At 67.9% G+C, this 20,281-nt stretch carries 21 protein-coding genes; 9 read left to right on the top strand and 12 right to left on the bottom strand.

What is annotated here, in order from left to right; genetic code table 11:
* The first annotated feature begins 55 nt into the window (after positions 1–55).
* From Q0Z44_RS00870 to Q0Z44_RS00845, 6 genes are all read left to right on the top strand, one after another.
* Positions 56–1,288, top strand: coding sequence for a nitrous oxide reductase family maturation protein NosD (locus Q0Z44_RS00870; protein WP_298008855.1), 1,233 nt, complete (start codon positions 56–58; stop codon positions 1,286–1,288).
* The gene (locus tag Q0Z44_RS00865) at positions 1,269–2,195 is read left to right on the top strand and encodes an ABC transporter ATP-binding protein (protein ID WP_298008750.1); all 927 of its coding nucleotides are present in this window, start codon (positions 1,269–1,271) and stop codon (positions 2,193–2,195) included. The genes Q0Z44_RS00870 and Q0Z44_RS00865 overlap by 20 nt, the downstream gene beginning before the upstream one ends.
* The gene (locus Q0Z44_RS00860) at positions 2,192–3,025 is read left to right on the top strand and encodes an ABC transporter permease (protein WP_298008747.1); all 834 of its coding nucleotides are present in this window, start codon (positions 2,192–2,194) and stop codon (positions 3,023–3,025) included. Before Q0Z44_RS00865 ends, Q0Z44_RS00860 begins: the two co-directional genes overlap by 4 nt.
* Positions 3,022–3,537, top strand: a complete 516-nt coding sequence (locus Q0Z44_RS00855) for a nitrous oxide reductase accessory protein NosL (protein WP_298008744.1) — start codon at positions 3,022–3,024, stop codon at positions 3,535–3,537. Before Q0Z44_RS00860 ends, Q0Z44_RS00855 begins: the two co-directional genes overlap by 4 nt.
* A gap of 92 nt (positions 3,538–3,629) precedes the next feature.
* Positions 3,630–4,175 carry a nitrous oxide reductase accessory protein NosL gene (locus Q0Z44_RS00850; RefSeq protein ID WP_298008739.1) on the top strand — a complete coding sequence of 182 codons (546 nt, stop codon included), beginning with the start codon at positions 3,630–3,632 and terminating at the stop codon, positions 4,173–4,175.
* Positions 4,176–4,217: 42 nt separating this feature from the next.
* On the top strand, positions 4,218–4,661 hold the full coding sequence (locus Q0Z44_RS00845) for a CopD family protein (protein ID WP_298008736.1): 444 nt from the start codon (positions 4,218–4,220) through the stop codon (positions 4,659–4,661).
* 21 nt (positions 4,662–4,682) lie between these two features.
* Here the strand turns inward: Q0Z44_RS00845 and xerD are convergent, their stop codons facing one another.
* The 6 genes from xerD to surE form a co-directional block, all read right to left on the bottom strand.
* The gene (xerD, locus tag Q0Z44_RS00840; RefSeq protein ID WP_298008733.1) at positions 4,683–5,579 is read right to left on the bottom strand and encodes a site-specific tyrosine recombinase XerD; all 897 of its coding nucleotides are present in this window, start codon (positions 5,577–5,579) and stop codon (positions 4,683–4,685) included.
* Positions 5,566–6,219, bottom strand: a complete 654-nt coding sequence (locus Q0Z44_RS00835; protein WP_298008730.1) for a chalcone isomerase family protein — start codon at positions 6,217–6,219, stop codon at positions 5,566–5,568. Before Q0Z44_RS00835 ends, xerD begins: the two co-directional genes overlap by 14 nt.
* Positions 6,220–6,392: 173 nt before the next feature.
* Positions 6,393–7,835: a 23S rRNA (uracil(1939)-C(5))-methyltransferase RlmD gene (gene rlmD / locus Q0Z44_RS00830; RefSeq protein ID WP_298008725.1), complete on the bottom strand. Its 1,443-nt coding sequence runs from the start codon at positions 7,833–7,835 to the stop codon at positions 6,393–6,395.
* A gap of 55 nt (positions 7,836–7,890) precedes the next feature.
* Positions 7,891–8,817, bottom strand: a complete 927-nt coding sequence (locus Q0Z44_RS00825; RefSeq protein WP_298008722.1) for a peptidoglycan DD-metalloendopeptidase family protein — start codon at positions 8,815–8,817, stop codon at positions 7,891–7,893.
* A 41-nt stretch (positions 8,818–8,858) separates the two neighbouring features.
* Positions 8,859–9,731 (bottom strand): protein-L-isoaspartate O-methyltransferase, encoded by an 873-nt coding sequence (locus Q0Z44_RS00820; protein ID WP_298008719.1) that lies wholly within the window; start codon positions 9,729–9,731, stop codon positions 8,859–8,861.
* The gene (gene surE / locus Q0Z44_RS00815; RefSeq protein WP_298008716.1) at positions 9,728–10,477 is read right to left on the bottom strand and encodes a 5'/3'-nucleotidase SurE; all 750 of its coding nucleotides are present in this window, start codon (positions 10,475–10,477) and stop codon (positions 9,728–9,730) included. The genes Q0Z44_RS00820 and surE overlap by 4 nt, the downstream gene beginning before the upstream one ends.
* Positions 10,478–10,681: 204 nt before the next feature.
* On the opposite strand from surE, the gene Q0Z44_RS00810 reads away from it, so the two are divergent.
* Positions 10,682–11,413, top strand: a complete 732-nt coding sequence (locus Q0Z44_RS00810) for a response regulator transcription factor (RefSeq protein WP_298008712.1) — start codon at positions 10,682–10,684, stop codon at positions 11,411–11,413.
* Between the two features lie 7 nt (positions 11,414–11,420).
* A complete protein-coding gene (locus Q0Z44_RS00805; RefSeq protein WP_298008709.1) occupies positions 11,421–13,781 on the top strand; it encodes an ATP-binding protein in 2,361 nt (786 codons plus the stop codon).
* Here Q0Z44_RS00805 and Q0Z44_RS00800 read toward each other — a convergent pair.
* Both Q0Z44_RS00800 and Q0Z44_RS00795 read right to left on the bottom strand, forming a co-directional pair.
* On the bottom strand, positions 13,766–15,586 hold the full coding sequence (locus Q0Z44_RS00800; RefSeq protein ID WP_298008706.1) for a type II/IV secretion system protein: 1,821 nt from the start codon (positions 15,584–15,586) through the stop codon (positions 13,766–13,768). The genes Q0Z44_RS00805 and Q0Z44_RS00800 overlap by 16 nt on opposite strands.
* A 1-nt stretch (position 15,587) precedes the next feature.
* Positions 15,588–16,352 (bottom strand): spermidine synthase, encoded by a 765-nt coding sequence (locus Q0Z44_RS00795; protein WP_298008703.1) that lies wholly within the window; start codon positions 16,350–16,352, stop codon positions 15,588–15,590.
* A 27-nt stretch (positions 16,353–16,379) separates the two neighbouring features.
* On the opposite strand from Q0Z44_RS00795, the gene Q0Z44_RS00790 reads away from it, so the two are divergent.
* Positions 16,380–16,937, top strand: coding sequence for a DNA-deoxyinosine glycosylase (locus Q0Z44_RS00790; RefSeq protein ID WP_298008700.1), 558 nt, complete (start codon positions 16,380–16,382; stop codon positions 16,935–16,937).
* 137 nt (positions 16,938–17,074) lie between these two features.
* Here Q0Z44_RS00790 and Q0Z44_RS00785 read toward each other — a convergent pair whose 3' ends face one another.
* The 4 genes from Q0Z44_RS00785 to Q0Z44_RS00770 form a co-directional block, all read right to left on the bottom strand.
* Positions 17,075–18,277: a porin gene (locus tag Q0Z44_RS00785; RefSeq protein ID WP_298008695.1), complete on the bottom strand. Its 1,203-nt coding sequence runs from the start codon at positions 18,275–18,277 to the stop codon at positions 17,075–17,077.
* A gap of 239 nt (positions 18,278–18,516) precedes the next feature.
* Positions 18,517–19,365 carry a TatD family hydrolase gene (locus Q0Z44_RS00780; protein WP_298008692.1) on the bottom strand — a complete coding sequence of 283 codons (849 nt, stop codon included), beginning with the start codon at positions 19,363–19,365 and terminating at the stop codon, positions 18,517–18,519.
* A gap of 20 nt (positions 19,366–19,385) precedes the next feature.
* Positions 19,386–20,072, bottom strand: coding sequence for an ATP-binding cassette domain-containing protein (locus tag Q0Z44_RS00775; RefSeq protein WP_298008690.1), 687 nt, complete (start codon positions 20,070–20,072; stop codon positions 19,386–19,388).
* On the bottom strand, positions 20,072–20,281 hold the full coding sequence (locus Q0Z44_RS00770) for a DUF2788 domain-containing protein (protein ID WP_294638950.1): 210 nt from the start codon (positions 20,279–20,281) through the stop codon (positions 20,072–20,074). Before Q0Z44_RS00770 ends, Q0Z44_RS00775 begins: the two co-directional genes overlap by 1 nt.

Below are 20,281 nucleotides of genomic sequence, written 5' to 3'. Positions count from 1 at the left end.
GCTGCATCGCCACGCTCAGAACTTCGTGCTGACCGGATTGCTGTTGCTCGGCGCCATGGCCGCTCACGCCGCCACCGTCCGCGTCCACGCTGGCGAATCGATCCAGGCTGCCATCGACCGCGCGCGCCCCGGTGACGTGCTGGAGATCGAAAAAGGACACTACAGCGGGCCGCTTCGCGTGGACCGCCCCCTGACCCTGCGAGGCCGGCAACGACCCACGCTGAGCGGGAGATTCGAGGCCGACACCATCCGCGTCACGGCCCCCGATGTCGTCATCGAAGGCCTGATCGTGCGCGACTCCGGCCACAGCCTGAAGCACCAGCACGCGGGCATCTACCTGCAGCCCGGCGCTCACCGCGCCGTGGTGCGCGGGTGCGATCTGACTTACAACCTCTTCGGCCTGTGGATCGAGAAGGCGAACGACGTGCGCATTGAAGGCAACGTCATCACCGGCCTGCGCGAGTTGAACTCCGCGCAACGGGGCAACGGCATCCAGCTCTACAACACCACGGGCGCCCGCATCCTGAACAACCAGATCAGCTTCGTGCGCGATGCGCTGTACATCGATGTGTCGCATCGCGCCGAGTTCAAGGGCAACAAGCTGCATCACAGCCGCTACGGCAGCCACTACATGAACTCGTACCACAACCTCTGGGAGGGCAATGACAGCTACCGCAACCGCGGCGGCCTCGCCTTGATGGAGGTCCGCGATCAGGTGGTGCGCAACAACCGCACCTGGGCCAACGCCGACCACGGCATCATGCTGCGCACGCTGCAGGATTCGGTGATCGAAGGCAACGTGGTGGCCGACAACGAGCGCGGCCTCTTCATCTACGACGTCGAGTACGCGACGCTGCGCGGCAACCTCGTCATCGGCAACCGAACGGGCGTGCACCTGGCCGCGGGCTCGACGCGCAACGTGGTGCAGGGCAACGACTTCATCGCCAATGGCGAGCAGGTGCGCTACCTCGGCTCACGCGATGAGCGATGGGGCCCCGCCGTGGGACAGCCTGGTGAGCTGGGCAACCACTGGAGCAACTACCTCGGCTGGGACCGCGATGGCAACGGCCTGGGCGACGTGCCCTACGAAGCCAATGACTTGGTCGATCGCCTGCAATGGCGTTACCCCACGATGAAGCTCTTGCTCGGCAGCCCGGCCGTGCAGGCCTTGCGCCTGCTGAGCCAGCAGTTCCCTGTCCTGCGCGCGCCCAGCGTGGTCGACCCCAGCCCTCGCCTGCGCCCTCACCAGACCGAATGGAGCCATTGGCTTGACCCCTCCCGACCCTGACCCCATCACCCTGCGGCGGGTGCGAAAGCACTATGGCGCAGTCCATGCCGTTGACGGCGTCGACCTCGATGTGCGACGCGGCGAACTCTTCGGCCTCATCGGGCACAACGGCGCAGGCAAAAGCACGCTGTTCAAGATGATGCTCGGCCTCATCGCGCCCACCTCCGGCGAGTTGCGCGTGGCGGGCAGCCCGGTGCATGGATCCTCATTCCGCCAGGCCCGCCGCCGCATCGGCTACCTGCCCGAGAACCTCGTGCTCTATGACAACCTCAACGGGTTGGAGACCCTGCACTTCTTCGCGCGGCTCAAGGGCGCACCGTTGACCTCGTGCCTGCCTCTGCTCGAACAGGTGGGCCTGCAGGATGCCGCCATGAGGCCGGTGCGCGGTTACTCCAAAGGCATGCGCCAGCGCCTCGGCTTTGCCCAGGCATTGCTCGGCGAGCCCCACCTGCTGTTTCTCGACGAGCCCACGACGGGGCTGGATCCAGCCGCCACCCGCGATTTCTATGCGCAACTCGACGTGCTGCGCGCGCGCGGCGTCACCATGGTGATCACCTCGCACGTCCTGGCCGAACTGGAGGCCCGTGTGGACCGGCTCGCCATCATGGCGAGCGGCCGTGTGATGGCCTGCGGCAGCGTGGCCGCCCTGCGGGATCAGAGCAGCCTGCCGCTGACGATGGCCGTGCGCGCTGCACCGGGCGCAGCCTCCGCGCTGATGGCGCGGCTCGCCGCACTGCGGCCTACAGACGTCGCACCGCATGCCGACGGCTTCAAGGTCACCTGCGCCCGCGCACTGAAACTACCCGTGCTGCAGGTGCTCATGGCGAGCGGCACGGGCGTCGAAGACGTGCAGATCCACGAACCCTCGCTTGAAGACCTCTTCTTCGGTCTCCGGAGTGCAGCATGAGTGCCGCCTGCCTTCTCGAATGGCGCCAGATCCGCGCGCTGGCCGGCAAGGAATTCAGCGACCGCCTGCGCAACCGTTGGGTCATGGTCGTTGCCCTCGTCTTCACGGTGGCCTCCCTGCTCATCACCTACTTCGGCGCTGCCGCGCAGGGCCAGGTCGGCCCCACCTCCATCGAGCTCACCATTGCCAGCCTCGTCAGCCTGGTCATCTACCTGGTGCCGCTCATTGCGCTGTTGCTGGGCTTCGATGCCATCGTGGGCGAACGCGAGCGCGGCTCACTGGATCTGCTGCTGTCGTTGCCCATCACGCGCCAGGAGTTGCTGCTGGGTAAATACCTCGGCCTCGCGATGGCGCTCACGCTGTCGACCCTGGCGGGCTTCACGCTGGTGGGCGGGCTGCTGTGGCGCCAGTTCGGGCTGGCCGGCCTTTACCACTACGCCGGCTTCGTGGCCAGCGCCTGGATGCTCGGCCTGACCTTCCTCAGCCTGGCGGTGCTGATCTCGGTGCTGGCACACGACCGCGCCCGGGCCTCCGGGCTGGCCATCACGCTGTGGTTCGGGCTCGTGCTGGTGTTCGACCTGCTGCTCCTGGGTGTGCTGGTGGCCAGCGCCGGCCGGCTGGGTGGCGAGTCCCTGCCATGGCTGCTGCTGTGCAACCCGGCCGACCTCTTCCGCATCCTCAATGTGTTCTCGCTGGACGACATGCGCACCCTCTACGGACTGACCAGCATCGTGCCACCCGCCCTCGCCAATCCCTGGCTGCTGGGCGGCGCCATGCTGGCCTGGATTGCTGCGCCACTGGGTCTGGCTGCCTGGAGATTCCGACCATGATTCCCCGCCGACAATTCCTGCTGCTGGCCGGTGCCACCCTGGTGCTGAGCGCCTGCGAACGCCAGCCTGATCAAACCATCGCCGCCGTCGAGATCGAAGCAGACTCGACCTGCGACCTGGACGGCATGCTGCTGGCCGACTACCCTGGCCCCAAGGCGCAGATCCATTACCAGGGCGACGCCCAGCCGCACTGGTTCTGTGACACGGTGGAGATGTTCTCGGCGCTGCTCAAGCCCGAGCAGACGCGTCCCATCCTGGCGGTGTACGTGCAGGACATGGCCAAGGCCGACTGGGACCAGCCGCGCGGCCACTGGTTCGACGCCCGCAAGGGCTTCTATGTGCAAGGCAGCAAGCGCCATGGCTCCATGGGCCCCACGCTGGCCAGCTTCACCCGCGAAGCCGACGCCCAGGCCTTCGCCGGACAATTCGGTGGACGGGTGCTGAAGTTTGCCGAAGTCACCCCGGACATGGCCGACCTGAGCGGCGGCGCCCAGCACGACGGCAGGATGTGATGCGCCTCCGCGCGGCGTGGTGGCTCGCAGGCGGCCCCCTGTTGGCGGTCGCCTTGCTCGTGCCCAGTTCCGGTGCGGTCCGGTCCGCCGCGGTGGCATCGACTGCCCCCACACCAGCACCAGCGGAAGCCGACGTGTGCCGCAGCATCCTGCCGCACGCGTACGACGCCCGCTCCGGCCTGCCCCGCCATGCCGCCAGGCCCGTGCCACTGGACGCTCGCTGCCCGGTCTGCGGCATGTTTCCGGCGCGCACGCCGCGCTGGGCCGCACAGCTCATCTTCGACGACGGGGCAGCCTACTTCTTCGACTCGCCCGTGAGCCTGCTGCTGTACCTGCAGAACGTGGGGCGCTACACTCGGGCCCGGACACACACCGAGGTCCGCGCCAGCTACGTTCAGGACTTCGGCTCTGGCACCTGGCTGCCTCTTGATTCAGCCTGGTTCGTCCACGGCTCGGACGCACTGGGGCCGATGCGGGCCGGCAACCTGCCCCCGTTCCGCAACCGCTCTGACGCGCAGGCCTTTGCCCGACGCCACGGAGGCGAGGTCTTCGCGGCCGCCAAGTTGCGGCGCACGCTGCCCGAGGCACTGCGCCGACAGGCGCCCCATCAGCACAACGGCGGAACAGCGGACCGCTGAAAGCACCGTCAATCGAACAGCCCCGGCTTCTTCCTCATGGCGATGTACAGCACCGTTCTTCTTCTGCACATCCTGGCCGCCACCGTCTGGACGGGCGGCCACCTGGTCCTCGCCACCACCGTGCTGCCGCGGGCGCTGAAGCAAGGCGATGTCCGCATCCTGCTCGACTTCGAGTCTGCATACGAACGCATCGGCATGCCGGCGCTGGTCATTCAGGTGGTGACGGGGCTCTGGATGGCTTACACGCTGGTGCCCGACGTCGGGCGGTGGCTGTCGCTGGCAGACCGACCGGCCACGCTGGTGGCGGCCAAGCTCGCGCTGCTGGCCGTGACCGTGCTCACCGCACTCGATGCCCGCCTGCGCGTCATCCCGCGCCTGACGGCGCAGACGCTGCCCGCCATGGGCCGCCGCATCGGCATCGTGACGGTGACTTCGGTGCTGTTCGTGGTCGTGGGCGTGTCGTTCCGCGGCGGGCTCTTTGCGTGAGCCAGGGCGGCCGGCGCGCGCTCAGCCGCGCGGATGATGCTGGCTGTGCAGCTGGCGCAGACGCTCCCGCGCCACGTGCGTGTAGACCTGGGTGGTCGAGATGTCGGCGTGGCCCAGCAGCATTTGCACCACCCGCAGGTCGGCGCCGTGGTTCAGCAGGTGCGTGGCAAACGCGTGGCGCAAGGTATGGGGCGACAGGGGTTGCGTGATGCCGGCCAGCATCGCGTACTTCTTGATCAGCTTCCAGAACATCTGTCGGGTCATGGGCCCGCCACGCGCGGTCACGAACAGCGCGTCGCTCACCTGCCCGCCCAGGATCACCGCCCGAGCCTCGGCCAGATAACGGCGCAGCCAGTCGCCGGCCTCCCCACCAAATGGCACCAGGCGCTCCTTGCTGCCCTTGCCGGTGATGCGCAGCACGCCCTCGTCCAGCCCCACATGCACCGACTTGAGCTCGACCAGCTCGCTGACGCGCAGGCCACTCGCGTACATCAGTTCGAGCATGGCACGGTCGCGCAGCCCCAGGCTTTCATGCACATCGGGGGCGTTCAACAGCGCCTCGACCTGGCTCTCGGTCAGCGTGCCGGGCACCCGCATGCGTTGACGGGGCGCATCCATCCGCACGGTCGGGTCCTGCGATGTCAGGTGCTCGCGCACGGCCCAGCGGTAGAAGCGTCGGAACACGCTCAGGCGCCGCCCCGCCGACGAGGGCTTGGTCACGCTGTGACGGGCCAGGGTGTAGCCCAACAGGTCGGTCTCGGTGGCCGACACCAGCGTGCGCCCGGTTTCTTCATGCACCAGCCAGTCGGCCAGCGCCTGCAGATCTCGACGGTAGGCGCCCAGGGTGTTGGCGCTCAGGCCGTCTTCCAGCCACAGCGCGTCGATGAAACGGTCCAGGTGCGGATCAGACACCGCCACGCATCATCCCCTGCTTCATGCGCGCGTCCACCGGGTTGTCGCCCACGAAGATTTTCATGACGGCGCGGTAGAGGTCTTCACCCGGAATGGCGGTGCCCACCGGGCGGTCGTTGTGCTGCAGGAGCACGCCGCGGCCAGGCACGTAGTCGAGGTCCAGGGTGTCGCCCACCTTCAGGTCTCCGACGCCGTCGAGATGCGCAGCCAGCGTGGTGAGGCGGCTTTCGAGGCGCAGCTGCACCTCGGCCGGCTCATGCTTGTGCACACGCTTGAGCAGCGAGCGGGTCAGCTCCTTGCTGGGCGCGTCGAGCATCACCTGCAGCCGGATCCGCTTGGGGCCGGGCATGGCCAGAGCCTGGGCCGTGTCCTTGGTTGGCGCGCTGAGGTAGAGCCCCGCGACAAAGGCCTTCACCCACGCCACGCCTCGCAGCCCGAGGCCATTGAGGCGCAAGGTGCGATCGGCCAGCACGAGCGTGTCGTCGAAGCGCTGGCCTTCCAGCGTGGCCGCCTGGGCCGGCGCAAACACACCGACAGACAGCAGGCCTGCGCCGCTCATGCACAAGGCGAGCGACCAGCGTCGAATGCACTGCAGCGAACGGCTTCGGGATGAGATGAGGGGCACGGGATCTCCGGCAGCGGACATGCTTCCTCCAACGCGGATGGGACACCGCGGGCTGACACGGCGGGCCCGCTGGCTGTGTGAAGTCATGTCAAGCTCAGGCGGGGCCTGGGCAGCGTTCGGCCATTATGTCGGGCAGGCGGCGGCCATGCAGACCATGCCCGATCACCCTTGCGGGTGATCGGTGAACCGGCCGCTCAGTCGGCGCGATCGAACACGGCCATGCTCTCGACGTGCGCCGTGTGCGGGAACATGTTGACGGCGCCGGCGGCCGTGCAGCGGTATCCCGCCTGGTGCACCAGCAGGCCGGCATCCCGTGCCAGCGTGGCCGGGTTGCAGCTGACGTAGACGATGCGCTGCGGGCGCTGCCAGTCGGGCACCAGCGAGGGATCCTGGTGCAGGTCGGCCAGGGCCTTGGCGAGGGCAAACGCCCCTTCGCGCGGCGGGTCGACCAGCCAGCGGGTGGCGTGGCCGTAGCCGGCCAGTTCCTGCGGCGTGATCTCGAACAGGTTGCGGGCGACAAAGCTGGTGCGCTCGGCCACCCCGTTGGCCACGGCGTTCTCACGCGAGCGGGCCACCAGGGTCTCGCTGCCCTCGATGCCCAGCACCTCGCGGGCCTGCGTGGCGAGCGGCAGCGTGAAGTTGCCCAGGCCACAGAACCAGTCGATCACGCGCTCGTCGGGCTGCACGGCCAGCAGGCGCAGCGCGCGGCCAACCAGCACCTGGTTGATCGCATGGTTGACCTGCGTGAAGTCGGTGGGCTTGAACGGCATGGTGATGCCGAACTCGGGCAGGGTGTAGTCCAGCGTCGGGGCGGTTTCGTCCAGCGGATGCACGGTGTCCGGGCCCTTGGGCTGCAGCCACCACGAGAGGGTGTTCTGGCCGCCTTCGGCCGGGCTGTGTGTGGCCGCAAAGTCCTTCAGCCGCTGCACATCGGCCGCGCTCAGCGGCTCAAGGTGACGCAGCACGAGTACGGTCACCCGCGTGCCCACGGCCACTTCGATCTGCGGCAGGCGGTCGCGCCCGTCCATGGCGCCGATCAGCTCGCGCAGCGGCACCAGCAGGCGGCTCACATGCGGGGGCAGCACCTCGCAGCTCGTCATGTCGGCCACATAGCGGGACTTGCGCTCGTGGAAGCCGACCAGCACGGTATTCTTCTTGGCCACGTAGCGCACCGACAGGCGGGCGCGGAAGCGATAACCCCAGGCCGGGCCTTCGATGGGGCGCAACAGGGTTTCGGGCTTGACCTTGCCCAGGTGCCAGAGGTTGTCTTCCAGCACGCGCTGCTTGACGGCCACCTGGGCGCTGGCGTGAAAGTGCTGCATCTTGCAGCCGCCGCACAGGCCGAAGAAGGTGCACCGGGGCGTGACACGCAGCGGGCTTTCGCGGCGGATCTCGGCCAGCGTGGCCTGTTCCCAGTTGTTCTTTCGGCGCCCGACGTTGACGCGGACGACCTCGCCCGGCAGCGCGTCTTCAATGAACACGACCTTGCCGTCTGCCCGGTGGGCCACGCCCTGGGCATCCAGATCCAGCGATTCGACGGTAAGCCATTCCTGGCCGGGCGCAACCGGCGGAAGGCTGATGGCCGGCTGCACGGGCGCCGGCGCTTCGGTGACAGGGGTTTCGGGAGAGGCACTCATCCCGATATTGTCTCAGGACTGGCCAGGCTCTCGAGCCGGCCAGCCCCGTGCACGCTCAGCGAGCCGGCAATTGTTTGGCCGGGTCGATGGGCTTGCCCTGCTTGCGGATCTCGAAGTGCAGGTTGACGCGGTCGGCGTCGGTCGAGCCCATCTCGGCAATCTTCTGGCCGCGGCGCACCGACTGGTCTTCCTTGACCAGCAGGGTTTGGTTGTGCGCGTAGGCCGTCAGGTAATCGCCCGTGTGCTTGATGATGACGAGGTTGCCATAGCCGCGCAGGCCTGAACCAGCGTACACGACGCGACCATCCGCCGCAGCAAACACCGGGTCACCGGCCTTGCCGCCGATGGCCAGGCCCTTGCGTCGGCCTTCCTCGAAGCCACCCAGCATCGGGCCGGCGGCCGGCCAGGTCCAGCTGGGCTCGTCCGTGCCGGTGTCGCGCGGTTTGTCCTTGCTGGCGTCGGCCGCCGAAGCAGGTTGCCCGCCCGACGCTGCGCCGGCCGCAGCCCCCGAGGCGGCAGCCGAAGCGGCGCCACTGGCGGGCTTCGCGGTGGCGGGCAGCGTCTTGCTGTCAAGGGGGCGGGCCTCGATGCGCGAAGGCGGCGCCAGCGGCTTGGCCGAAGCCACCGCCGAGGTCGAGCCCGGGTCGGCTGTCGGCGGCACCACGCGCAGCACCTGCCCCACCTCGATGAGGTTCGGGTTCTCGAGGCTGTTCCAGGCTGCGAGGTCGCGCCAGTTCTGCCCCGAGTCGAGGCTGATGCGGATCAGCGTGTCGCCCGGCTTGACGGTGTAGTAACCCGGCTTGCCGGCGTTTTCTGCGCCGGGCAAAGCCTTGGCGGGCGCCGTCGTGGACGGTGCCGAGGGAGAGCCGGAGGGGCGTGAGCGCTCCTCGACTGGCGCCTTGTGGTTCGTCGAGGCGCAACCGGCCAGGACGAGCAAAGCCGCCGTCGAGGCCGCCAACCTGAATGTAGAAATCATGTGCATGGGACGCTGTGGAGCCCCGATCGTTCCAGGGCCACGAAACATCATGTGGTGCCGGATTTTAGTGGCACGAACAGAACAGCCCCGGCGCGGCGGGTCTGGTAGGTGCCGTCCGCCAGCCGATCGACGATGGTCAGCACCTGTGCGCCGGGCCGGCCGTCGTCGACCGGGGCCACCAGCCGCCCCCCGGGCGCAAGCTGGTCCAGCCACGCCTGGGGCAAGGCCTGCCCCCCTGCCGCCGCGATGATGGTGTCATAGGGCCCACCGGGCGCGTGGCCGAGCATGCCGTCGCCGAACAGCAAGCGGATGTCGACGCGTGCCGGCAGGACAGGCTCGACCGCATCCAGGTGCGCGCGCGCCTTCACATGCAACTCACGCACCCGTTCGATGGACACCACGCGGCGGGCCAGCAGCGCCAGCAAGGCAGCCTGGTAGCCGCACCCGGTGCCGATCTCGAGGCACACGCCCAGCGGCCTCGCTTCATCGCGCGCCACAGGGCCACCGGGCCGCTCGCACAGCAGCTGCATCATGGCCCCCACCACCGAGGGCTTGGAAATCGTCTGGCCCAGTCCGATGGGCAGGCTGGTGTCTTCGTAAGCCTGGTTGACCAGCGCGGTGTCGACGAACTGGTGGCGCGGGACGGCGGCAAAGGCCGCCAGCACGCGCGCGTCGGACAGGCCATCGGCCTTCAGTCGCTCCACCATGCGGGCGCGCACCCGCACGGAATCGAGCCCCACGCCGCCGGGCGTGTGGGCGCGTCGGCGGTCCTGCTCGGCCTGCGCCAGCGGGTTCTGGGGCCGCAGCACCTCGCGGGCGGCCACGGCAGGGGTCGCGCGGGACGCGGCGGGCCGCGCCGTTGCAACCTGATTCAGCTGCAGCGGAAAGCGGCGCGGCTTGTCCGAGTGGCCGTGGCTCATCGTTCGCCGGCCCAGCCCTGCCAGACGGGCATGCGCTGGTGGTCCGTCATGTCGACCTTCAATGGCGTGATCGACACCTGACCGTGGCGGACCGCATGGAAATCGGTGCCCTCGCCTTCTTCGCGCGCCTCACCGGCCGGACCGATCCAGTAGAACAGGTCGCCCCGCGGGTTGGTCTGCGGCACGGCGGGGAAGCTGGCATGCCGGCGCCCCAGTCGGGTGATGGCCCAGGGCAGCGTGTCGGCGTCGTCCCGGTTCGGGATGTTGACGTTGAGCAGCCAGGGCGATTCGGCCGGAGGATGGGCCAGGACGTGCTCGATGATGCGGCGCGCGGTGCGGGCGGCTGCGTCCAGCGCGTGCCAGCCCTTGACCACCTGCGAGAACGCGATCGCCGGCACGCCGAACAGATAGCCCTCGGTGGCCGCGGCGACCGTGCCGGAGTACAGGGTGTCGTCGCCCATGTTGGCGCCGTTGTTGATGCCCGAGAGCACCAGATCGGGCTTGGGGATCAGCCCTGCCGTGAGCGCCAGGTGCACGCTGTCGGACGGCGTGCCCGTGACATAGCGGAATCCGTTGGCCGCGGTGTGCAGGCTCAGCGGCTGGTGCAGCGTCAGGGCGTTGGAGGTGCCACTGGCGTTGCGTTCGGGGGCAAACACGTCGATCGTGCCGAGTCCCTGGCAGGCTTCCACCAGCGCGGCGATGCCAGGCGCCAGATACCCGTCATCGTTGGCAATGAGAATTCGCATGATTGCATTGTAGGAGCGCAACGCCCCGCAGCACGGCGCCCCCTGATTCGGTGCACCCGGTGTCCGCCGAACCCAGGCTTGCATGTAAAGTTACCGGGTACACATTTCCCCCACTCGTCCGATGGACGAGATCCCCGAGCGGCGGTTCAGCCCGGGCCCACCAACTGAGCCCAGAGGCCGACCAATGGACTCGGGAGGAATTCCATGGCTGTCAAGGTACTGATTCTCGAAGACAACCCGGTCGCGCGTGGCTTTCTGTGCCGCGTGGTGCGCGAAAGCTTCAGCGATGTGGACAGCATCACCGAAGCGAGTGACCTCGACGCCGCCCGCCGGCTGCTGGGCCATGCGCCGGGGGGCCGGGCCACGCCGTCGGCCGACCCTTTCCAGCTCATCATGGTCGATCTGGAACTGCCCGATGGCAGCGGTCTGGAGTTGCTGACGGAGCTGTCCAGCTACCCGGCCACCCGGATCGTCACCACGCTGTACTCGGACGACGAGCACCTCTTCCCGGCACTGCAATGCGGCGCCGACGGCTACCTGCTGAAGGAAGACCGCTTCGAAGTGCTCGTCGAGGAGCTGCAGAAGATCGTGCGCGGTCAACCGCCGCTGTCGCCCGCCATCGCCCGGCGGCTGCTGAACCACTTCCGCAGCGGCGAGGGGCTGACCGGCAACGGGCACGGCGTGGCAGAGCCACCCGCCTCGGGCGCCCCGTCGCCAGCCGCAGCGCCTGCCCCGCTGGACCATGAGCGTCTGACCCCGCGCGAAAGCGAAGTGCTGACCTACCTCAGCAAGGGCTTCACGATCAAGGAGATCGCGTCGCTGATGGGCATCAAGTGGTTCACCGTCAACGACCACATCAAATCGATCTACAAGAAGCTGAACGTCTCGAGCCGCGCCGAGGCCGCGGTGCTGGCAAGCAAACAAGGCCTGGTCTGAGCCGGCCATGTCGAACGCGGCCCGCCTTCACGAAGCTGGCCACGACGCCCCTGCCTTGAGCCGGCTCGACGGCCTGCTGGGGCGACACGCAGCGGCGCACTGGCCCACGTTGGACGAGGCGCTGCAGCGCACCATGGAACGCCCGCGCTGGATCGGGTGGCGCCTGCGATTGCTGGTTTTCATCGTGCTGGCCAGCTGCCTGGTGGTGGCTGCCTGCGGGTGGTGGCTGACCCAGCAGCCGCGGCTGCCGGTCACCCTCAAGGCCACGGGCGACGGGCACCTGACGTTGCAGTCGGTCGATTACCCCACGCTGCGCAAGCTGGAGGGACAGGCGCTGGTGGGGCTGCGCATCGACCCACCGCCCGACATCGGACCCGGCCTGCCGATCAGCCTGCCGACGGACATGCTGCTGCTGCAGCAGTCGGCGCGGTGGATGCCCTCCCCTGCGCAGCGGGACCGCCTCGAACGCTTCCATGCGCAGATTGACCGGGTGCGCGCCCACTGGCGGCCGGATGGGCTCGTGGCCCACCTGCGCTTTGCGCACACGGCCGAAGAACCGTTGCTGATCGCGCCCCGTGGCTGGGCCGGTGTCAGTGTGCTGTTCTGGCTGCTGGCCGCGCTCGCCCTGGCGGTCTTCCTCGTGGGGGCTGTGGTGCTGCTGGCGGGCCTTCAGGCCCGCAACGCCGCCTTCGCCGTGCTGACGACGGCGCAAAGCGCACAGCTCATGTTGATGGCGCTCCACAGCAACCTCGACTTCTTTGCGCCCGGTTGGCTGATTCAGCTCGACCTGCACGTGCGCGTGGCCTGCGACCTGTGCAGTGCGGCCGCGCTCGTGCAAGTGGCGGTCACGCACCCGCACCGACAACCCGGCTGGGTCGGCCTTGCCGGTATGGCCTGGAGCCTGGCTGCGGCCACGGCCTGGGGCGCGTACCAGGGCCTACCCCGTGAGGCGGCATGGTGGGGCGTCCAGATCAGTGCCGGCCTGCTGCTGGTAGCCTCGGTGGCGTTGATGACCCGCGGACAGCGCCTGGCGCCCCACCCCTTCACGCTGGTGATGCGGCGTTTCACGCTGATGTCCATCGCCACCGGGGGGGCTCTGACGGCGGCCATCGCGCTGGGCGAAACCCGGCCGGATCTGCAGCGCCACCTGGCGGTATACGGCGCGATGATCTGGCATGTCTTTGTGGCAACGGAACTGCTGCTGTCACCTTACCTGTCGCGCACAAGGCAGGTGCTGCAGGAGTTCTCGCTGCTGGCGGCGTCGAGCACAGTGGCCGCGTCGCTCGATCTGCTCTTCGTCGCGGTGTTTTCGATGGGGCAGTTCACCTCGATGACGCTGTCGCTGTTTCTGGCGCTGGGTGTGTACATGGTGGCGCGCCGCTGGCTGCTCACGCTGCTGCCGGGGCGGGAGTCGCTCTCGATGGAGAAGCTCTTCCAGCACCTGTACCGGATTGCACGCGAGGTGGAGCGTCAGCCCGACACGCTGGATGCGTCGATGCTGCGCCTGATGCGCGAGTTGTTCGACCCCTTGCAGGTCAGCATCGCGCACGGATCGTTGCAGGCGGCCTGTCTGCGCGGCAACGGTGCGGTGCTGCTGGTGGGCATGCCCCGGCTGCACGGCGGCAGCCAGGAGCCAGCCCGCGTGCTGGTGCTGCAGCACGCCCACAAAGGACGGCGCCTGTTCACGCTGGAAGACGCCAGCCTGGCCGAGCGCATCGTCGAGCAGCTCCAGCGCGCCCTGAACTTCGACCAGGCCGTGGAGCAGGGCCGCACCGAAGAGCGGCTGCGCATCGCGCAGGACCTGCACGACGACATCGGTGCGCGCCTGCTCACGCTGATGTACCAGGCTCCGAATCCCGAGATCGAGCAGTACATCCGGCACACCATCCAGGATCTGAAAACGCTGACTCGCGGCCTGGCGGCGCAATCACACAGCCTGATGGAGGCGGCCGCCGAATGGAAACGCGATCTGCATCACCGCGCCAGCGTGGCCGAGTGCCGGCTGGACTTCGATTTCAGCGTTGACACCAACCTGACGCTGACGATGGTGCAGTGGTCGGCCCTGACCCGCATCCTGCGCGAGCTGGTGAGCAACGCCTTGAGTCACGCGCGGGCCACCCACATCGCCGTGCACCTGTCGCTCGCGGAAGACCGCCTCACCCTCACCGTGGAAGACAACGGCATCGGTCGCACGCCCTCGAACTGGTCGCACGGGCTGGGCCTGGGCGGTGTGCGCAAGCGCGTCAAGCAGCTGGGAGGCAGCGTGCGCTGGGTGGAGGCCGAGCCCAGCGGCATCCGCTGCGAGGTGACCGTCGAGCCCTTCGCCGGGCCGGGCCCCGCAGCCCTGGACGATCAGGTCTCCCACTGAGGCGTGTTGCGCAGCACCTCTTCCAGCGTCGTCACCCCTTCGGCCACCTTCATGACACCCCCCGGTCGCAGGGGACGCAGCCCCTCCTTGGCCGCCATCTGTCGCAGGCGCGGCATGTCGATGTGCGGGTGGATGGCGGTGCGCAGCGCCTCGCTGATGGGCAGCAGCTCGTACAGGCCCACGCGCCCCTTGAAGCCCGTCATCCGGCATTCCAGGCAACCGACCGGCTTGTAAGGCTGGATGTGACCGTTGAGCCGCCATGGCTTGATGGCCTCGGCCAGCATCTCGGGTCGTACGGCTTCGTCGGGCTTCTTGCAATGCGGGCACAGCGTGCGCACCAGGCGCTGGGCCAGCACGCCGATCACGGTGGCGCTGATCAGGTAGCTGGGCACGCCCAGGTCGGTCAGGCGGGTGATGGCCGAGGCTGCATCGTTGGTGTGCAGCGTGGAGAACACCAGGTGGCCGGTGAGCGAGGCCTGGATGGCCATTTCGGCGGTTTCCAGGTCGCGGATTTCGCCCACCATGATGACGTCCGGATCCTGACGCATCAGCGCGCGCAGGCCTTCGGCAAAGCCCAGGTCGATGGCGGGCTGCACCTGCGTCTGGTTGAACGAGGGCTCGATCATTTCAATCGGGTCCTCGATGGTGCAGACGTTGACCTCGTCGGTGGCCACGCGCTTGAGCGTCGAGTACAGCGTCGTGGTCTTGCCGGAGCCCGTGGGGCCCGTGACCAGGATGATGCCGTGCGGGCGGCTCACGAGTTGCTCCCAGATCTGGGTTTCGCTCGGGGCGAAGCCCAGCGCCTCGAAGGACTTGACGGTGTTGTCCGGATCGAAGATGCGCATCACGAGCTTCTCGCCGAAGGCGGTGGGCATGGTCGACAGACGCATTTCGACTTCGTCGCCACCCGGGTTCCGGGTCTTGATCCGGCCATCGAGCGGGCGGCGCTTCTCGACCACGTCCATGCGGCCGAGCAGCTTGATGCGGGCGGTCATGGCCTGCATCACGGCCAGCGGCACCTGGTAGACGGTGTGCAGCACGCCGTCGATGCGGAAGCGGATGGCGCCCATCTCGCGACGCGGCTCGAGGTGGATGTCGGAGGCGCGCTGATCGAAGGCGTACTGCCACAGCCAGTCGACGACCTGGATGATGCCCTGGTCGTTGGCATCGAGCTGGCGGTTGCTCTTGCCCAGCTCGACCAGCTGCTCGAAGTTGTGGGCCACCGAGTCGCCCGTCTTCTTGTTGGCGTCCTTGACGGACTTGGCCAGCGTGTAGAACTCGGTGCGGTAGCGCTGCAGGTCCAGCGGGCTGGAGACAACCAGCTTCACCTTTTTCTTGGTGTGCGACAGGATCTCTTCGACCCAGTCCACATCCAGGGGCTCGCTGGTGGCGATGGTGATCTCGGTCAGCGTCAACTGCACCGGCAGGGCCTTGCGGCGCTCGGCGTAATTGATGGACATGATCTCGGCCACGCGGGCCACGTCCACCTTCAGCGGATCGATGCGCAGGTAGGGCATGCCCACGCGCCCGGCCAGCCACTCGGTCAGCGGCTCGAGTTCCAGCAGGTTGCCGTTGTCGGCCCGCGTGAGCCCCATGCCAGCCAGGCGCACCAACGGGTGCTGGGCGCTGTCGCCGGCGGCAAAGCGACGGGCCACCTTTTCGGCGTCGCGCACGCTGACCACACCGTCTTCGGTGAGCCACTGCAGCAGCAGGCGCCACTCGAGCGGCCCCTTGGGCGGGACGGCAGTGCGGCGGGGTGCCGGCGGCGCACCGGGCGGGGGGGCAGACGCAGAGGAAGCGCTCATGTCAGGCAGAAGGTGACGGGGTGCAGCGAGACAGCAATTTGACCCATTTTCGCGCAGGCAGATTCCAGCGGGTCTGTAAAGATTCGGCCCGTTCAGCCAGCACTTCGCGCGGAGGGAGGTCGAAGCCTTTCCATGCCAGGACGATGGTGTTGCCGTCGCTCGTGGGCTTGAGCATGGCCACATGCTCGGCGCCGAACGCGGCGGCGATGCGGGCCGCGCTGCGGTCGAAGCTGACGTCGCGACCGAACAGGTTCACGCTCATCACCCCACCGTCGTCGAGCACCTGCCAGCACGCCCGGTAGAACGCTTCGTCGTCCAGCACCGGGCTGGCCGCTTCATGGTCGTACAGGTCGACACAAATGGCGTCGAAGGCGGCCACATGCGCGTCGTCGGAGACAAAGCGGGCCGCATCGCCCTGGATGACGGTCAGGCGTTCATCGTCGTCCGGCAGGTGGAACCACGCCCGGCAGGCGGAGATGACCTGCGGATTGAGCTCGACCGCGGTGGTCGGCGCACGCAGCACGCCGTGGCAGAACTTGGTCAGCGCGGCGGCACCCAGCCCAAGCTGCAGCGTACGGGCCTCCGGCACGGTGTCGGGCTCACGAAGCAGCGTCCACGCCATCATGCGCTGGATGTACTCGAGCTCCAGCTTCAAGGGCTGGCGGATGCGCATGGCACCCTGGATCCAGGGCGTTTCGAGATGAAGGTAACGCAGACCGCCCTGCTCGGACAGGGTGGCCTCGGGGAGTCGGGGCTTTCGTTTCACCAGGCGAGTGTGGCACAGTGCCGAGCCATGCCCAGCGCGCCCCTCGTCCCTGCATCGCCCCGTCTGGCGGGCCTGGCCCCAGTGGTGGGTGCGGGCGCCAGGTTGCTGGTTCTGGGCAGCTTTCCGGGGGTGGCCTCGCTCGCTTCACAGCAGTATTACGCCCACCCGCGCAACGCGTTCTGGCCCATTCTGTCGGCCCTGTGGGGGCTGGAAGGCGATGCGGCCCTGCAGGCGCGCCCGTATGCCGAGCGCCTGCCGGTCGCGCGGGCACATGGCCTGGCGATATGGGATGTGTATGCGGGGTGCGCGCGCGAAGGCAGCCTCGACAGCGCCATTCGGGACGCCGAACTCAACGATCTGCCTGGGCTGATCCACCAGGCACCCACGCTGCGGGCGGTCGCCCACAACGGCGGGGAGTCAGCCCGGCACCGGCGCGTCACCGAGGCGCTGGGGCTGCCGGTCTATCGGCTGCCTTCCACCAGCCCGGCCAACGCGTCGTGGTCGTTCGAGCGAAAGCTGGCCGCATGGCGCGAGGTGTTCGAGCAGGCTGAGGTGATGCGACCGCTGGAAGGGCTCACGGACTGAGCCTGTCGGCCTCTTTGATTCACGGTCTGCGCCGTGTGCTTTCCAGATAGCGAAACGGGGCGCCAGCCCATTGGCCAGCGCCCCGGTGAAGCGTGTCTGCCGCCATAGGGCGACAGACGTGCGACTCAAGCGAGAGCTTAGAAGAACAGGATGCCGCCGAGGCTGACGGTGTTGTTCTTGATCTCACCAGGGCCGTTGGTGGTGATCTTCTCGTTGTTGAACTCGCCCACCAGGGTGATGAACTTGTTCAGCGAGTGGTACACGCCCAGTGTGTAAGAACGGTTCTTGCGCTCGCCGCCATCACCCAGGAAGCCGTCCTTGTCCTTGTTCTGACCGTAGTTCAGGCCGAACTTGGTGTCGCCCAGCTTGTAAGTGCCTTGCAGGAAGTAGCCGTTGGACTTCGTCTTGTTGCCGTCGGTGTCGGCACCACCGTAGAACTGGGCGCCAACCGACGACAGGCCAAGGCCCTTGCCCGTGAACGTGTAGGCCAGGAATTCGAACGCGTCGACCTTCACCTTGCCGCCGAGTTCAAACCCGTTGGCGGTGTACGGCTTGATGCCGCAACCCGTGCTGGTCTGGCAGTCGGTCTTCTGGTGAACCAGACCGGTCCACAGCTGACCCGGCAGCGCACCAGGAATGTCGTAGGTGGCCATGGCCTGGAGACCCGGCGTCTTGGCGGTGTCGCCCGCGTAGTTCTTGGGCTGGAACAGACCTGCACCGGCCTGGAAGCCGGACACCTTCGGGCTCATGTACGACACCTGGGCCTGGAAGCCGGTGTACATGTAGCCGTGGCCGATCATGCCGAAGGTCGTGTTGAACGGAATCGCTGCGTTGGATGTGCCGCCGACGCCGATCAGGGTCATGTCGGACAGGATCACGTTCTGACCGAACATGCCGATGTCACGGCCGATCTTGAACGTGCCCATGGTGGGCGTGCCGAACGAGAAATAGTTGTTGCGGGTGTCGATCTGCGTGAAGGGGCTGTTGCTGCCACCCGTCGCGCCAGCGCCAGGGGCAGACGGCAGGCCGACGTTGCTCGAGCTGTCGTTGATGCCAGGCGCAAAGCTGATGTGTGCCTTCACGTCGTAGCCACCAGCCTTGGTGGTCGCCACGAAGTTGATCCAGCCAGGCAGCAGGCCGTTGGAGATGCCGCTGCTCTTGGTCGTGACCTGCGAACCACTGGTGGTGTCCTTGGTCTCGCGATTGACGTAGAACCCGTTGACCGTGCCGTTGATGTCGAGCGTGACGCCGTTCTGCTCGAAGCTCACTGCTTGAGCCGGGAAAGCGGCAGCGGCAGCGACCGCGAGGGCGAGGATCGACTTGATGGGGGCAGTCTTCATGTTGTCTCCAGTCTTGAACCTTGGTTTGGTTGAGCCCGCTGGACCGCGGGTTGGGGGAGCCAAGGGCAAGGCCTGTGCCGGAAATCGGCCAGACGGGGATGTGACAGGGAAAGGCCGGATCTGGCACAGGGTTATCCCACCCGACATGGAGCAGTGTTGCCCCAGGCTGCAGCACTCCAGCGGCGAAGCGTCTCAAGCGCGTTGTGGCGCAATCGTGCGATCCGGTGACAGCGAACGTGTCAGAGCAGGACACCCAACCCGCGCAGGCGGGGCAAGGCAGTCACGGCGTTGCGGGTGGTGTGCGTGCGGGTCTGGTCGATCGACCAGCCGCGCAGCCCCGCGAGCACCGCGCCGATGGCGGGCAACTCCGCCGGCTCGTTGCGTGACCGAGCCCCGGCCGCCCGCTCGGCCGCCGTGCGGTACAGCCAGTGGGGCGGGATGTCGGGGGCGTCAGTCTCCAGCACGACAGCGGCGTCGGGCAGGCTTGCCGCCAGACGCCGGATCTGCAGGGCGCGGTCGAAGGTCATGGCGCCGCCAAAGCCCAGGCAGAAGCCCAGCTCGACAAACGACTGGGCCTGCTGGGCGCTGCCGTTGAAGGCATGGGCGATGCCACCGGGCACCGGGCGGCCCGCATCGCGCTGGCGCCGCAGGTGCTTGAGCAGCAGGTCGGCACTGCGCCGAACGTGAAGAATCACCGGCAGACCGTGTTCGGCAGCAAGTGCCAGCTGCGCGGCATAGAGGTCTTCCTGAGCCCGACGCGACACGGGGTCCTGCAGTTCAGGCACGAAATGGTCAAGGCCGATCTCGCCGATGGCCACCAGCCGCGGATCGGCACCGTGGACCTGCAGCGCGGCGGCCAACGCCGCCACGGGATCAGGCCCTGCCTGGTGCACATACAGCGGGTGAGTGCCCAGCGCATAGCCGCCCCGCGCATCGACCGCAGCCTGCCGCGCCGATTCAAAGGTCGACGGCATCACGGCCGGAATCACCTGCATGGTGACGCCAGCGGCATGCGCCCGCGCAATCACATCGGGCCGGTCAACGTCGAACTCCGGGGCGTCCAGGTGGCAATGGGTGTCGATCCACATGGGCGGCGCCCGTGAAGCGCTCAGTCGGCGAACGCGCCGCCCACCAGGTGGTGGCGCACGGCACAGCGCTCGGCCAGGCTGCTGTCGTGCGTGACCATGATCACCGCCGTGCCTTCGTCCCGGGCCAGCTGCATCATTAGGCCGAACACGGTGTCGGCGGTGCCACGGTCAAGGTTGCCAGTCGGCTCGTCGGCCAGCAGGCACGCGGGCCGGGTGACCAGGGCTCGGGCCACGGCCACGCGCTGGCGCTCACCACCGGACAGTTCGGCCGGGCGGTGGCTGCTGCGGTGCGTGAGCCCGACGCGACCGAGCCACGCCTGCGCCTGTTCGCGCGCCTGCGCAAGGGTCTGACGACGGATCAGCAGCGGCATGGCGACGTTGTCGAGCGCGCTGAACTCGGGCAGCAGGTGGTGGAACTGGTAGATGAAGCCCAGGTGCTGGTTGCGCCAGGCGCCCTGCTCGGCCGCGTTCAGCTGCGCCAGATCGCGGCCCATCAGGCGCACCTGCCCCTGGGTGGGCGCATCGAGTCCGCCCAACAGGTGCAGCAGCGTGCTCTTGCCCGAGCCCGACGCCCCGACGATGGCCACGGTGTCGCCGGCCGACACGTTGAGGTCAACGCCCTGCAGCACGGTGACATCGACCGGGCCTTCGTGGAAACGACGCACCAGGCCGCGCGCTTCTAGGATGAGGTTCGGCGGGGTGTGCATCAGATGTTCAGCAGCCAGGCGATCACGTTCTTGGCCACGAAGCCCAGCACGCCGAAACCCAGCACGAGAAAGAGCACGAAGGTGCCGAACTTGCCGGCCTTCGATTCGCGGGCCAACTGCACGATGATGAACATCATGTAGAGGATGAAGGCGCCGACCCCGAAGGTCAGCCCCCATTGAGCAATCTGCTCCTCGGTCAAACCGTACAT

Origin of the sequence: uncultured Aquabacterium sp., from assembly GCF_947366995.1 — a bacterium.
Lineage (GTDB): Bacteria > Pseudomonadota > Gammaproteobacteria > Burkholderiales > Burkholderiaceae_C > Aquabacterium.
The sequence above is the reverse complement of the archived record's forward strand: the minus strand, read 5'-3'. Positions and strand labels throughout refer to the sequence as shown.

Excerpts from the sequence above, each read along its gene's own strand:
- Q0Z44_RS00775 (WP_298008690.1), bottom strand. The coding sequence starts at position 20,072 with ATGCACACCCCGCCGAACCTCATCCTAGAAGCGCGCGGCCTGGTGCGT.
- Q0Z44_RS00825 (WP_298008722.1), bottom strand. The coding sequence starts at position 8,817 with ATGCACATGATTTCTACATTCAGGTTGGCGGCCTCGACGGCGGCTTTG.
- rlmD (WP_298008725.1), bottom strand. The coding sequence starts at position 7,835 with ATGAGTGCCTCTCCCGAAACCCCTGTCACCGAAGCGCCGGCGCCCGTG.
- Q0Z44_RS00860 (WP_298008747.1), top strand. The coding sequence starts at position 2,192 with ATGAGTGCCGCCTGCCTTCTCGAATGGCGCCAGATCCGCGCGCTGGCC.
- Q0Z44_RS00810 (WP_298008712.1), top strand. The coding sequence starts at position 10,682 with ATGGCTGTCAAGGTACTGATTCTCGAAGACAACCCGGTCGCGCGTGGC.
- Q0Z44_RS00770 (WP_294638950.1), bottom strand. The coding sequence starts at position 20,281 with ATGTACGGTTTGACCGAGGAGCAGATTGCTCAATGGGGGCTGACCTTC.
- Q0Z44_RS00855 (WP_298008744.1), top strand. The coding sequence starts at position 3,022 with ATGATTCCCCGCCGACAATTCCTGCTGCTGGCCGGTGCCACCCTGGTG.
- Q0Z44_RS00780 (WP_298008692.1), bottom strand. The coding sequence starts at position 19,365 with ATGTGGATCGACACCCATTGCCACCTGGACGCCCCGGAGTTCGACGTT.
- Q0Z44_RS00785 (WP_298008695.1), bottom strand. The coding sequence starts at position 18,277 with ATGAAGACTGCCCCCATCAAGTCGATCCTCGCCCTCGCGGTCGCTGCC.
- surE (WP_298008716.1), bottom strand. The coding sequence starts at position 10,477 with ATGCGAATTCTCATTGCCAACGATGACGGGTATCTGGCGCCTGGCATC.
- Q0Z44_RS00800 (WP_298008706.1), bottom strand. The coding sequence starts at position 15,586 with ATGAGCGCTTCCTCTGCGTCTGCCCCCCCGCCCGGTGCGCCGCCGGCA.
- Q0Z44_RS00835 (WP_298008730.1), bottom strand. The coding sequence starts at position 6,219 with ATGTCCGCTGCCGGAGATCCCGTGCCCCTCATCTCATCCCGAAGCCGT.
- Q0Z44_RS00790 (WP_298008700.1), top strand. The coding sequence starts at position 16,380 with ATGCCCAGCGCGCCCCTCGTCCCTGCATCGCCCCGTCTGGCGGGCCTG.
- Q0Z44_RS00820 (WP_298008719.1), bottom strand. The coding sequence starts at position 9,731 with ATGAGCCACGGCCACTCGGACAAGCCGCGCCGCTTTCCGCTGCAGCTG.
- Q0Z44_RS00845 (WP_298008736.1), top strand. The coding sequence starts at position 4,218 with ATGTACAGCACCGTTCTTCTTCTGCACATCCTGGCCGCCACCGTCTGG.
- Q0Z44_RS00805 (WP_298008709.1), top strand. The coding sequence starts at position 11,421 with ATGTCGAACGCGGCCCGCCTTCACGAAGCTGGCCACGACGCCCCTGCC.
- Q0Z44_RS00870 (WP_298008855.1), top strand. The coding sequence starts at position 56 with ATGGCCGCTCACGCCGCCACCGTCCGCGTCCACGCTGGCGAATCGATC.